Origin of the sequence: Salinivibrio sp. KP-1, assembly GCF_000968645.1 — a bacterium.
GTDB lineage: Bacteria > Pseudomonadota > Gammaproteobacteria > Enterobacterales > Vibrionaceae > Salinivibrio > Salinivibrio siamensis.
Window position 1 is genome coordinate 49,136 of the sequence record NZ_LAQR01000004.1, and the last position, 12,315, is coordinate 61,450.

The 12,315-nt window shown below is 52.6% G+C and carries 13 protein-coding genes; 7 read left to right on the forward strand and 6 right to left on the reverse strand.

Annotated elements, in window-relative coordinates; all coding sequences use genetic code 11:
- Positions 1-340 precede the first annotated feature (340 nt).
- On the forward strand, positions 341-991 hold the full coding sequence (elbB, locus tag WN56_RS07545) for an isoprenoid biosynthesis glyoxalase ElbB (RefSeq protein ID WP_046074457.1): 651 nt from the start codon (positions 341-343) through the stop codon (positions 989-991).
- A 559-nt stretch (positions 992-1,550) separates the two neighbouring features.
- Here the strand turns inward: elbB and WN56_RS07550 are convergent.
- The 4 genes from WN56_RS07550 to recQ form a co-directional block, all read right to left on the reverse strand.
- Positions 1,551-1,985, reverse strand: a complete 435-nt coding sequence (locus tag WN56_RS07550; protein WP_046074458.1) for a GNAT family N-acetyltransferase — start codon at positions 1,983-1,985, stop codon at positions 1,551-1,553.
- Between the two features lie 61 nt (positions 1,986-2,046).
- A complete protein-coding gene (locus tag WN56_RS07555; RefSeq protein ID WP_046074459.1) occupies positions 2,047-2,715 on the reverse strand; it encodes a 7-cyano-7-deazaguanine/7-aminomethyl-7-deazaguanine transporter in 669 nt (222 codons plus the stop codon).
- Between the two features lie 112 nt (positions 2,716-2,827).
- Positions 2,828-3,130, reverse strand: coding sequence for a DUF3630 family protein (locus tag WN56_RS07560; RefSeq protein WP_046074460.1), 303 nt, complete (start codon positions 3,128-3,130; stop codon positions 2,828-2,830).
- Positions 3,117-4,931, reverse strand: a complete 1,815-nt coding sequence (recQ, locus tag WN56_RS07565) for an ATP-dependent DNA helicase RecQ (RefSeq protein ID WP_046074497.1) — start codon at positions 4,929-4,931, stop codon at positions 3,117-3,119. Before recQ ends, WN56_RS07560 begins: the two co-directional genes overlap by 14 nt.
- Positions 4,932-5,168: 237 nt before the next feature.
- Here recQ and rarD point away from each other — a divergent pair, with 237 nt between their 5' ends.
- Both rarD and WN56_RS07575 read left to right on the forward strand, forming a co-directional pair.
- On the forward strand, positions 5,169-6,101 hold the full coding sequence (gene rarD / locus WN56_RS07570; RefSeq protein WP_046074498.1) for an EamA family transporter RarD: 933 nt from the start codon (positions 5,169-5,171) through the stop codon (positions 6,099-6,101).
- On the forward strand, positions 6,098-6,742 hold the full coding sequence (locus WN56_RS07575) for a LysE family translocator (protein WP_046074461.1): 645 nt from the start codon (positions 6,098-6,100) through the stop codon (positions 6,740-6,742). The genes rarD and WN56_RS07575 overlap by 4 nt, the downstream gene beginning before the upstream one ends.
- Positions 6,743-6,829: 87 nt before the next feature.
- On the opposite strand, the gene uvrD is transcribed toward WN56_RS07575, so the two are convergent.
- Entirely contained in the window at positions 6,830-9,010 is a 2,181-nt protein-coding gene (gene uvrD, locus WN56_RS07580; RefSeq protein WP_046074462.1) for a DNA helicase II, read from the reverse strand.
- Between the two features lie 241 nt (positions 9,011-9,251).
- Here uvrD and WN56_RS07585 point away from each other — a divergent pair, with 241 nt between their 5' ends.
- Genes WN56_RS07585 through WN56_RS07600 form a run of 4 tightly spaced genes read left to right on the forward strand, consistent with a single transcriptional unit; the run spans position 9,252 to position 11,590 of the window.
- On the forward strand, positions 9,252-9,512 hold the full coding sequence (locus tag WN56_RS07585; RefSeq protein ID WP_046074463.1) for a DUF2282 domain-containing protein: 261 nt from the start codon (positions 9,252-9,254) through the stop codon (positions 9,510-9,512).
- Between the two features lie 54 nt (positions 9,513-9,566).
- Complete coding sequence (locus WN56_RS07590) at positions 9,567-10,406, forward strand: DUF692 family multinuclear iron-containing protein (protein WP_046074464.1); 840 nt, start codon at positions 9,567-9,569, stop codon at positions 10,404-10,406.
- Positions 10,403-11,143, forward strand: coding sequence for a DNA-binding domain-containing protein (locus tag WN56_RS07595; protein WP_052708045.1), 741 nt, complete (start codon positions 10,403-10,405; stop codon positions 11,141-11,143). The genes WN56_RS07590 and WN56_RS07595 overlap by 4 nt, the downstream gene beginning before the upstream one ends.
- 3 nt (positions 11,144-11,146) lie before the next feature.
- A complete protein-coding gene (locus WN56_RS07600; RefSeq protein ID WP_046074465.1) occupies positions 11,147-11,590 on the forward strand; it encodes a DoxX family protein in 444 nt (147 codons plus the stop codon).
- Here the strand turns inward: WN56_RS07600 and WN56_RS07605 are convergent.
- Positions 11,587-12,315 (reverse strand): HAD-IA family hydrolase, encoded by a 729-nt coding sequence (locus WN56_RS07605; protein ID WP_046074466.1) that lies wholly within the window; start codon positions 12,313-12,315, stop codon positions 11,587-11,589. The two genes, WN56_RS07600 and WN56_RS07605, sit on opposite strands and share 4 nt — an antisense overlap.

Here is a 12,315-nt window from a genome sequence, read left to right on the forward strand (position 1 = left end):
GGTAATTATTTTATAGGATTTTGATTTTGTCTAAACAAGCATGAAAAATGGATTTTTTATTAAATAAAAACATCAACTTAAATAAAAACCCAGGATCTAGATCTTGATCGAAAAAGGATCCTGTGGTGTGGAAAAAGAAATCGCTATCGGTGTCAAAGGTTGCAGAGAAAGTCATCACAAACTGCGGAGATAATCACCAATTTATCTTGCGATCTTGACTACTATTTCGCATAAGCCCTTGGCCAATGCGACACTGTCAAACGCCATTAAGCGTAGACGATGCTTTATGCATTGCCCACTCTGATTGCAATATTGTAAATGCCGATACAAGGAGAGCGTCATGAAAAAGGTTGCTGTGATCTTATCTGGCTGCGGCGTGTTTGACGGTGCCGAGATCCAAGAAACTGTGTTATCCCTACTTGCCCTTGAGCAAAACGATGCCCAATGGCAGTGCTTTGCGCCAGATATCGATCAGCACCATGTCATTAACCATCGTACTGGCGAGGCGATGAGCGAAACGCGTAATGTGCTCACTGAAGCCAGCCGCATTGTACGTGGAGATATTCTTCCGCTGACCGATCTGAACGCCGATGACTTCGACGCCTTACTGGTTCCCGGGGGCTTTGGGGCAGCGAAAAACTTGTCGGATTTTGCCTACAATGGCGATCCGGTTCAGGTGCACCAAGATATGTTTGCGGTGTGTCAGGCCTTTGCCCGTTCCGAGAAGCCTGCTGGCTATATGTGTATTGCCCCTATTATGATCCCGCAGATCTACCCGAAAGGCGTCAAAGGCACCATTGGTAATGAGCCCGATATCGCCGCCGCCTTTAACCGTATGGGCGGTGAACATATAGAGTGTCCGGTATCGGATTATGTGTTAGACCAACGTCACCATCTGCTTTCCACCCCCGCCTATATGCTCGCGACATCCGTCACTGATGCGGCCGTTGGTATCAATCGTATGGTAAAAAAATTGGTTGAGCTCGCCTAAGCCACGCTCATCCACAAAGAGACAAAGAAGAGAAAAGAAAAAAGCGACGCCGAGATGGGCGTCGCTATAACAAGTGAGCGCAAAGTCAAAGCTGTCTTAGTAACAGTTTGCTGGCCCCAATACACTGGAAGCAATGTGAGCAATGTCGTGCCTTCAGCGCTGAGCATGTGGGCTTGGCCCTGAAGACAAGTTAACAATAACCATTCTCATTACCGTTTTCAACACTTAATTGAGAATCTTTTTCATTTGTTGATCTTGTGCGCAGACTCTCTCACTGTCATCAAACTGTCATTGCACCCACAGCCATCACACCAACAACCCAGGTTCGAAAAGCCCTTGCCCAGAAAAGAAAAAAGCGACACCCCGAGAGGTGTCGCCTAGCAAAAATAGGCTAACTTAATCACTGTCTGATAAGCGCCCCGCTAATACACTGGAAGCAATGTGAGCAATGTCGTGCCTTCAGGGTTAAGCATGTGGGCTTGCCCTGAGTGCAAGTTAATAATAACCATTCTCATTATCGTTCATCAAGAAGAAAATGCGATTATTTTGCATTCACTGCTCAATTATTGATCTTCTTCTCAAAATAAAGGCGATAGTCAGCAGGCTGACCCTTTTCCTCCAACGCCACAATCTGATAGCCATGACAAACCAGCATGCACACCATCGCGGTAAAGCGGTTGCGTGATTTAACCGCAAGCGTTTGATAACCCGACTCATCAACCCACGCTTCTTGAGCCTTGAGTAGCGCTTTCGCCACCCCTTTGCCACGGGCCGCTTTGGTCACTCCGCCGAGCCAGCTATAAAACTGGGTCTCACTGATGGCATAGCCTATTTTCGCCCCCACAGGCTCACCGTGTAGATATCCCACCAATACCAATGCCGTGCGTCCGGCTAATCGCGCGTGGCATTGCTCCAAGGATACACCCGCATCCAACTCGGGCACGCTGTTAAGCACCGTTACCGCCTCCTCTAAGTGCCCAGCACGAATTTCCATCTCACCTCCCCGCATTGATGTAAAAAAAGAGCCGCGATGCGACTCTTTATTCTGCTACTAATTAGGACGTTTGCTGTACCGTCGCCGACGGCGTCACCTGTGTGATTCGTCGAATAATCAAGTTGAGTAACACCCCATACATAGGAATAAACAGCCCCAAGCTAATAATCAGCTTAAAGGCATAGTCTACCAAGGCAATTTCAACCCAATGCTCGGCCATAAAGGCATCCTGGCTTTGGTAAAACGCAATCGCAAAGAACGCGAGCGTGTCTGACGCATTACCAAACAAGGTAGAACAACTCGGCGCGACCCACCATTGGCGTTGCTGGCGTAACCGGTTAAACACATGAATATCTAAGATCTGGCCGAGCAGATAAGCCATAAAGCTGGCAATCGCAATTCGCGCAACGGTGAGATTAAACGTACCCAGCTGTTCCATGCCTTGATAGCTGCCTTGGTAAAACAAGACGGATAATACGTAAGAAATCAGCAGCGAAGGTACCATGACCAGCAAGATAATACGGCGTGCCAATGCTGGACCATAGATCCTGACCGTTAAATCCGTCGCCAAGAAAATAAACGGAAAGGTAAACGCTCCCCACGTGGTATGAAACCCCCATACCGTAAAGGGGATCTGCACCAAGTAGTTGCTGGAGGCAATGATCAGTAAATGAAAAATCACGAGGTAGCCCAGCGCTTTACGCTGCTGAGCAAGAGAAAAGTGGCTCATAGTGCACCTTTTTGTTATTGGGGGCGAGGGAACCCAAAAAACTTAGCTACCTGTCTGCAGGTAGCGCGAGGTGGCGAATTATACAGCAATCAATCGACGGTGCCAGTGCAATTTAGAGAGGCGGATGACGCGTCCACCAGCGGCGCAAAAAGCTAATCACCTCGTCGCCCTCCTCATCCAGCGCTTCTAACCACACGCTCTGGGTATAATGTGCCGCTTTAAGCATCAAGCGCGTGCCTTCAAAATCAATCAGCCAGGTCATCATGTCAGCGTCTTGTTGCCACTCAAGCACAGAGGCTGCGAGGGTTTCTAACAATGGCTGACAGACTTCTTTAGCATTATCCGCATCCAGCTGCGGCTGATAAAACGCCAAGGCGCCGTCGGACGCCATCAGTTGCCAGTTACTCGGTACCATAACCAAATTCACTCACACTGAGATGATCATCAATTAAGTCCAAAAATGCATCGCCGAATTTTTCTAGCTTGCGCTGCCCCACGCCACTCACCGCCAGGAGCTCTGCTTGAGATGACGGCAGCATCTCGGCCATTTCCATCAAACTGGCATCGTTAAATACCACGTAAGGCGGAATATCTTCTTCGTCAGCAATGGCTTTCCGTAACTTACGCAGCTTGGCAAACAGTTTTTTATCGTAATGGCGCTGGCTCAGCTTGTTGGCTTTGGTGCGAGGGCTGAGGCCAATACGCGGCACCGCCAGCTCGAGGGCAATCTCGCTGCGCAGCAATGGTCGCGCTTGTTCGGTCAACTGCAGCACCGAACTACGGGCAATGTTTTGCACCAGATAACCGCGGTGGATCAATTGGCGAATAATACTCACCCAGTATTCATGGCTCCACTCTCGCCCGATGCCATAGGTAGAGAGCTTGTCGTGACCATGATCTTTAATGCGCTGATTTTGCATCCCGCGCAACACTTCCACCACATATCCAACCCCGAAGCTTTGGTTAACACGGTACACGCACGACAGCGCTTTTTGTGCTTGTTCGGTGCCATCAAAATGGGTGGGTGGGTCGAGACAAATATCACAGTTGCCACAAGGGGTTTGGCGATTCTCGCCAAAGTAGTTTAGGAGCACTAAACGGCGACAGGTTTGCGCTTCAGCAAACGCGCCCATCGCGGTCAGTTTATGGCTTTCGACCTGCTTTTGGGGCCCATCCGGCTTTTCTTCCAAGCAGCGATGGAGCCATCCCATGTCGGAGGGGTCGTACAACAACACCGCTTCAGCCGGTAATCCATCTCGCCCTGCTCGGCCGGTTTCTTGGTAGTAAGATTCAATATTGCGCGGCACATCATAGTGCACCACAAAGCGGACATTGGGCTTATTGATCCCCATCCCAAATGCTACGGTCGCCACCACAATGTTGACATCATCACGTTGAAACGCCTCTTGCACGGAGCCGCGCGCCTCGGTGGTCATTCCCGCATGGTAGGCAGCGGCGAGCATATTGTTATCACACAGTTTTTGAGTGACCTGCTCAACCCGCTTACGACTATTACAATAGACAATCCCTGATTGGCCGCGTTGACCACTCAGAAACTGTACCAATTGCGCCAAAGGTTTGTGCTTTTCCAGCAAGGTGTAGCGAATGTTAGGGCGGTCAAAGCTACCCAGATGTACCAAGGGATCGTGCAGAGCAAGGCGGGATAAAATATCCTCGCGCGTGGTGGCATCTGCGGTGGCCGTCAGCGCCATCACAGGCACGTCAGGAAAGTGCTGTTTGAGCTGGCCTAAAGAGGCATATTCGCGGCGAAAGTCATGGCCCCATTGGGAAATACAGTGCGCTTCGTCGACCGCAATCAACGCCAGTTGCCACTCCGTTAAGCGATGGATAAAGTCGCGCCCTAACGCGCGCTCAGGCGACACATAGAGTAGCTTAACCTCCCCCTGATTTAACGTGCGCAAGGTGTCCGCTTGCGCCTCAGGCGTCATCGCTGAGTTTAAACACGCCGCGGCAACACCATTGGCATTAAGCTGGTCAACCTGATCTTTCATCAATGAAATCAAAGGTGAAATCACCACGGTCAAGCCAGTGCGCACCAACGCAGGGATCTGATAGCACAGTGATTTCCCGCCCCCGGTCGGCATAATCACCAAGGCGTCACGCCCCGCAATCGCCGCATCAATCACCGCTTGCTGACCCTCGCGGAACTGGTGATAACCAAACACCGCTTTGAGTACCTGATGGGCAGGACTCATGGCAGGATCAGCGGTAGCGACGTCAGTTTCGGTTGACGCATCGGCATGGGCGGGGGTGGCGGACATAATCAAGCTCATTACTCAAACTGGCGCTCATTCTACCGACACCCCGTAAGCGATGAAACCCTGAGCACAGAGAAAGGTGCTTGCGCCCGCCCTTACAACTTGTTACATCTAGGCAACATGCACACGTTCGTGTTCATCCCTGACCGACACTTATAACGAGACTGCGCTGTGATTCCTGATCCAAAACGCACACGCCAAGGCGTGTTACTGGCCCTTGCGGCCTACATTATGTGGGGTATCGCCCCCATGTACTTTAAAACGGTCAACCATATTCCGGCGCCGGAAATTTTAGCGCACCGGGTATTGTGGTCGTTTGTTTTTTTGGCATTACTGCTTTTTTTCACCCGTCGTTTTTATCAGCTCAAGCCGATTATCCGCGAGCCGAAAAAGCTGTTGATGTTGATGCTCACCTCTTGCTTTATTGGCTGTAATTGGCTGATTTTTATCTGGGCGATTGTCAATAACCGCATGCTAGATGCCAGCCTTGGCTACTACATTAATCCACTGGTGAACGTAGCGCTGGGGATGATCTTTCTTGGTGAGCGTTTCCGCCGTCTACAGTGGCTTGCCGCCGCGCTAGCGTTGGTAGGGGTATTAGTACAACTGATCACCTTTGGTTCACTGCCTTGGATTGCGTTGGTGCTGGCCACCAGTTTTGCGATTTACGGCTTACTGCGCAAAAAAATCAATCTCCCTGCGGTGCCGGGTTTGTTTGTGGAAACCTGCACACTCTTGCCCGTTGCGCTGATTTATCTGTGGCAGTTTGCCGATACACCCAGCGCCAACCTGCTCGATAATCCCATCAGCCTGAATATGCTACTGGCCGCTGCCGGTTTGATCACGACGGTGCCTTTACTGTGCTTTACCGGCGCCGCCACCCGCTTACCCTTGACGGTATTGGGCTTTTTCCAATATATCGGCCCCAGCTTAATGTTTTTACTTGCCGTCGGCTTGTATGACGAACCCTTTACCCCAGATAAAGCCACCACCTTTGCCTTTATTTGGGCCGCCTTGGCGATATTTAGCTTTGATGCCTATCGAGCGAAACGACAGCAAGAAGCCAAGATAGAGACCACGCCTTTGTCAGCAGGAAAATCAGGATGAACGAGCTAACTATTCTCGCCACGCTGGCGGGGGTGCATATGATTGCGCTGCTAAGCCCCGGGCCCGACTTTGCCTTGGTGCTCCAAAATGCGACCCGTTATGGCCGTGCTACTGGTTTGGCGATTGCGCTGGGGTTATCGCTGAGTATTTTGGCGCACACAATACTGAGCATTACCGGCATCAGCCTGTTGGTACATCAGCACCCACAACTGTTTATGTGGGTGCAAGTGGCAGGGGGCAGTGTGCTGATGTATTTAGGCCTTAGCGCAATCAAAGGCTTGCTCGCCGCCACCACAGCACCGGCGCAAACCGCCAATGATGCGCCTGCGGTACGCGGCCAAAAACAGGCCTTTTGGAAAGGGGTGCTGACCAACCTTTTTAATCCGAAAGCCTTGGTGTTTTTTATTTCGTTGATGAGTACCTTGGTGCCGGCCAGCATGTCTGCCAGCGGCAAAGCCATGGCCGTGGCGGTGGTGTTTCTGCTCTCATTAGGCTGGTTTTCGTCACTCGCCTGGCTGCTATCAGGCAGTCGCGTACAACAAGTGCTCACCAAAGTCGCCCCAGTTATCGATGGCCTGTGTGCGCTGTTGTTTTTGCTGCTAGGTGGTGCGGTCGTTTGGCAAGCTGGCGTGTTCGGCTAACGATGCAGCTGAAAAACGCAGGTGATAGGATAAATACCAACACGCCCAGCCGAGGCTGGGCGTGTTTTTGGCGTTAACCGGTCGAGCTTAAAGCGCTTCCAGTTTGGCATACTGAGTCACCAACCACTTAATCCCTTCCCCATTAAAGGCAACTTGCACGCGGCTTTGTCCGCCACTGCCTTCAAAGTTGATGATGGTGCCTTCACCAAATTTAGGGTGTTGAACCCGCTGACCCAAACTAAACCCGGTTTGGTTAAAGTTCTCCTGAGTCTGCGTTTTGGAAAAACGGCCACCGCTTGCGGCAGGGCGTGAGACATTGGCACGCATCCGCACTTCTTCCAAGCAGGCCTCGGGCAGCTCACGAATAAAGCGCGAGATCTTATGGAACATGTCTTTGCCGTACACACGGCGCATTTCTGCGTAGGTCAGATAGAGTTTTTCCATCGCTCGCGTCATGCCGACATAGCAAAGGCGACGCTCTTCTTCTAAGCGGCCCGCTTCTTCGGCTGACATCTGGCTGGGGAACATGCCCTCTTCCACCCCGACCATAAAGACTAAGGGGAATTCGAGGCCTTTGGCACTGTGTAAGGTCATCAATTGGACCGCATCATCAAACTCGTCCGCTTGGCTTTCACCGGCCTCAAGGGCGGCGTGGGCCAAGAACGCCGACAGCGGTGTCATCCCTTCCGCTTCCGCCTCTTCAGGAGGCGTAAATTGGCGCGTAGCCGTCACCAACTCTTCCAAGTTATCGACACGCGCTTGCGCTTTTTCACCTTTTTCTTGCTCGTACATGGCGCGCAAGCCGGAGTGACGGATCACCGCATCGGTTTGTTGATACAGTGCCATGTCACGGGTGTCATCTTCTAGCGCATTGACCAGCTCGATAAACCGGCCCAACGCATTGGCCGCCCGTCCTGCCAGTGCTTTTTCCGCCAAGATTTGCTCGGCCGTGTGCCATAAAGTTTGGCCACGATCGCGCGCCGCGCCACGAAGCGTCTCAAGGGTGCGATCACCAATCCCCCGAGTGGGCGTGTTTACCACCCGCTCAAACGCCGCATCGTCATTGCGATTCGCCATCAAACGTAAATAGGCCAGCGCATCTTTGATTTCCTGACGTTCGAAAAAGCGCATGCCGCCGTAGATACGATAAGGGAGACCGGCTTGAATTAAGGCTTCTTCCAGCACCCGAGATTGGGCGTTGTTGCGGTATAAAATCGCGCTGTCGGTGAGCGCGCCGCCTTCGTCTTGCCAGGTTTTGATTTTCCCGACCACAAAACGCGCTTCATCCAGCTCATTAAAACCGGCATACACAGAGATGGGCTCACCCTCTTTGCCCTCGGTCCACAGGCTTTTGCCCATCCGGTCGGCATTGTTTTCAATCAGGGTGTTCGCCGCTTGCAAAATCGTACTGGTTGAGCGGTAGTTTTGCTCCAAACGAATGGTCTGCGGGGTGGTGAAATCATCCAGAAAACGCTGAATATTTTCGACTTTCGCGCCACGCCAGCCGTAAATGGATTGGTCGTCGTCCCCCACAATCATCACATGCGCCTGTTGGCCGGCCATCATACGCAGCCACGCATATTGGATGTTGTTGGTATCTTGGAACTCATCCACCAAAATGTGCTGGAAACGCGCTTGGTAGTGTTCGCGGATCACCGCTTTATCGCGCAATAGCTCTAAGGTTCGCAGCAAGATCTCGGCAAAATCCACCAAACCGGCGCGATCACAGGCTTCTTGATAAGCCTGATAAATCCGCAGCCAAGTACTTTCAACCGGATCATGGCGGGTATCAATGTGCTTGGGGCGCAAGCCTTCATCTTTTTTGCCATTGATATACCAACTCGCTTGCTTGGCGGGCCAGTGTTTTTCATCCAAGTTTTGCGCTTTAATTAACCGACGTAGCAAACGCTGCTGATCGTCTGAATCAAGAATTTGGAAGTCTTGTGGCAGGTTGGCGTCCAAATAGTGGGCACGGAGAATACGGTGGCAAATGCCGTGGAAGGTGCCACACCACATGCCAGAGGCGGTGCCTTGCATCAATTGCTCGATACGACCGCGCATTTCCGCTGCCGCTTTGTTGGTAAAGGTGACCGCCATCACCGAGAATGGCGATGCCTCTTCGACCCGCATCAGCCAAGCCATACGATGAACCAGCACCCGGGTTTTACCACTGCCAGCACCTGCCAACACTAAATGGTTGCCGAGCGGCGCGGCCACGGCTTCACGCTGTTTGTCGTTGAGTCCGTCAAGAAGAGTTGATACGTCCATCGCCACCTGCCATTTTACTGGGTATTTATACACTGGTTAGCGATTATACCAGCTCGCCACTAAATTGCGCGCCCGATCCCGACGCAACTTTTTTAAACAATAATTCAGCAGGTTAGCCACCAGCACGCAAAAAATCGCTTAAGTGGTGAAAGATTGCGCAGTGTTTTCCTATCTTGGTTTATATGCCCACCACCAATCAGTGGGCTGATAACACCAACACGGAACAAGAAGAGGAAGCATGATGAAACATACTAACCTAGCGGTTGCCGCCGCTGTCACAGGATTGCTGGCCGTAGGCGCGACCACACTCACTAGCGCACCGGCCCATGCGGCAGAAAAAGAAAAATGCTATGGCGTCGCCAAAGCCGGACAAAATGACTGCGCCACCAACACCAGCTCCTGCGCGGGCACCTCCACCGAAGACGGCCAAAAAGATGCGTTTGTGATGGTACCAAAAGGCTTGTGCGATCGCTTAGCCGGCGGCAGTACCTCGTCATCGTGATATGGCGCGCCCGGGCTAACCCCGGGCTTTGTCATTTGACCACAAGGAGCAACCATGGATGAGGCAACCGTTTTGACCGGCGTGGGGCTCAGACAACCACATCTCGCCTACTTCGACCAATATCGCCCAAAGCTTGGCTGGTTAGAAATTCACAGTGAAAACTATTTCCGTCCCCACCGTCCTGCCTTCTCAACCCTGATGCGGTTACGTGAGGATTACGCCATCAGCTGTCATGGCGTGGGGCTGTCGCTGGGGAGCGACGAGCCGCTTGATCGGGCACATTTAGACAAATTGTGTACACTGGTCAAACACGTCGAGCCACTGTTTGTGTCTGACCATTTAAGTTGGAGCCGGATAGACGGGCAGCACTTTCACGATTTACTCCCCCTCCCTTACACCGAGCAGGCATTGCGGGTGTTTTGCACCAATGTGCAACAGGTTCAAGACGCGCTGCAGCGTCCTCTGCTGATTGAGAACCCATCGAGCTATTTAAGCTTTGCTCAGGGTGACTACCACGAATGGGACTTTCTCGCCGAAGTACACGCTCGCACGGGCTGCGATTTACTGCTCGATTTAAATAACGTTCATGTCAGCGCGTTTAACCATGATTTCAGCGCCAGCACCTACCTTGACGCGATTCCCGCCCATGCGGTGAAAGAAATTCACCTTGCTGGGTTTACCGTCAAACACACCCCCGCAGGAGAAATTTGGATAGACACCCATAACCAGCCGGTTAGCGAGGCAGTATGGACGCTCTATCAACAGTGGATTGACCGCCACGGCCCTCGCCACACCCTCATTGAGTGGGATAGCGACTTGCCCGCACCCGAGCGATTGTTAGCAGAAGCGGCCAAAGCCCACCACCGACTGGCTCGACATAAGGAGGCGGTATGACGCTGGCAACCCTGCAGCAGGCCTTTGCTGCCACATTGCGAGATGACCCTCAGCCGCTGCCGATAAAAGACGGTCGCCTTGCCGCTGACAAACGATTGCAGATTTATCGTAACCATTATGTGGTCACCCTCACTGACACGCTAAAATGCGTGTATCCCAAGACCTGTGCACTACTGGGTGAGGCGTGTTTTGACGCGGTAGCGCGTCATCATGCGATGGTGCATCCCCCACAAACCGGGGTGATGGAAGACTATGGCGCACAGTTCGATGCGACCTTGCGCGCCCTACCCAATATTATCGAGCCCGTGCCGTGTTGCGCCGAACTTGCCCGTTTTGAGTGGGCGCAAGTGGTGCTCACTCTCACCCCTCCCTCTCCGGCGTTTGAAGGCAGCGCGCTCGCGTCGCTAAGCCCTGAGCAACAAGCGCAGGTTTGTTTACCGCTCAACCATCAAGCGCGTTTATTTGAAAGCGACTACGCGGTGAGTGACGTGTGGCAAGCAATCGCCACCGAGCAGTTCGAAGGCTTGGTGGTCGAGAAGCCGCAAGCTTTATTACTGGTTGCTAACCAAGACAAGGTGCATTGGTACGCGCTCAATACCCATCATGTCAGTGTGCTCAACGCCTGCCCACACACTCCATTAGGCGCCCTGTCAGAGACGCAACTTGCGTGTGTGTCTGAGCTCGCGGCCATGAATGCATTTACCACCCCAACGACTGCCTGCAATGCTAAGGAGTAAGCCATGTGGCTAACCACAATCAATCACACCTTCGCCCGCGCGCTTACCCCACTGCAACCGCTACTTCTTCTGGTGGGTCGCGTCTATGTAGCGTGGATTTTTTTTCAATCCGGGCTGATCAAATACCAAAATTGGGACAGCACCCTATACCTGTTCGAGTATGAGTATCAAGTGCCGTTGCTGCCGTGGCAGCTGGCCGCTTATTTAGGGACCGCGGCGGAGCTGATTTTGCCGATATTTGTTGCTTTGGGCCTGCTCGCACGGCCCATGACGTTGGCGTTATTTGTGTTCAACATCGTCGCGGTCGCCTCCTACCCACTGCTATGGGAGCGTGGCTATGATGACCACATTATGTGGGGCGTGATCTTGTTGGTGGTCAGTGTGTGGGGGCCGGGTTGGCTTAACCTCGATAACTGGCTAACCCGCAAACCAAGCGGCACCCATTAGCGGTGCCGTTGCTGAATAAGGGTATCGAGCTCAGATAAATCGTCGATCGCCACATCCGGTAAGGTGCGTCCTTTATGCATCATGGGGGATTGGCGCTCTGGGCGGATCCAACATGCTTGCATGCCCGCTTGGCGCGCCCCAGACACATCCGAACTTAAGTGATCGCCCACATGTAAAATACGCGCCGGGGCGATGCCCAAGGCCTGCGCGGCTTTATCAAACATCTCTGGGCTCGGCTTGGCTGCCCCGTGTTCACCGGCACGGAAAATATGCTGGAAAAACGGCGTCAGGCCAATCGCATCGGTGTCGACGTTACCGTTGGTGATGGCCACCAATGGCAGTTTCTCGGACCAGGCTTTTAAGTAAGCCAAACTTTGCGCTGGCGGAGTAAAGTCACTGCGATATCCGCAAAAGAAGGTGGTCGCCGCTTGGGCTTGTGCGCGCGCCTTCTCCGCGGTTAAACCAACATGTTCACCGGCAAGCGTCAGCTGCGCAACCCGCATCGCGGTAACATCAAAGCGTTGGGCTGGGTTCTCATCACGGGCTTGGCGGCGAAATCCCGCAAGGGTCGCTTTATCAAGCGCGGCGAGCGGCGGGCAGTGCTCACTCAAATAGTCGTTTAGCGCCGCCTCCGCACGTGCGATCACCGGCCAGTTATCGTACAAGGTATCATCCAAGTCAAAACTCACCGCATCAAACGCGTTTAAGCGACGATAAAATTTCAT

Coding starts and splice junctions, on each gene's coding strand:
- elbB (WP_046074457.1), top strand. CDS start 341: ATGAAAAAGGTTGCTGTGATCTTATCTGGCTGCGGCGTGTTTGACGGT.
- WN56_RS07550 (WP_046074458.1), bottom strand. CDS start 1,985: ATGGAAATTCGTGCTGGGCACTTAGAGGAGGCGGTAACGGTGCTTAAC.
- WN56_RS07555 (WP_046074459.1), bottom strand. CDS start 2,715: ATGAGCCACTTTTCTCTTGCTCAGCAGCGTAAAGCGCTGGGCTACCTC.
- WN56_RS07560 (WP_046074460.1), bottom strand. CDS start 3,130: ATGGTACCGAGTAACTGGCAACTGATGGCGTCCGACGGCGCCTTGGCG.
- recQ (WP_046074497.1), bottom strand. CDS start 4,931: ATGAGTCCTGCCCATCAGGTACTCAAAGCGGTGTTTGGTTATCACCAG.
- WN56_RS07575 (WP_046074461.1), top strand. CDS start 6,098: ATGAACGAGCTAACTATTCTCGCCACGCTGGCGGGGGTGCATATGATT.
- uvrD (WP_046074462.1), bottom strand. CDS start 9,010: ATGGACGTATCAACTCTTCTTGACGGACTCAACGACAAACAGCGTGAA.
- WN56_RS07585 (WP_046074463.1), top strand. CDS start 9,252: ATGAAACATACTAACCTAGCGGTTGCCGCCGCTGTCACAGGATTGCTG.
- WN56_RS07590 (WP_046074464.1), top strand. CDS start 9,567: ATGGATGAGGCAACCGTTTTGACCGGCGTGGGGCTCAGACAACCACAT.
- WN56_RS07595 (WP_052708045.1), top strand. CDS start 10,403: ATGACGCTGGCAACCCTGCAGCAGGCCTTTGCTGCCACATTGCGAGAT.
- WN56_RS07600 (WP_046074465.1), top strand. CDS start 11,147: ATGTGGCTAACCACAATCAATCACACCTTCGCCCGCGCGCTTACCCCA.
- WN56_RS07605 (WP_046074466.1), bottom strand. CDS start 12,315: ATGAAATTTTATCGTCGCTTAAACGCGTTTGATGCGGTGAGTTTTGAC.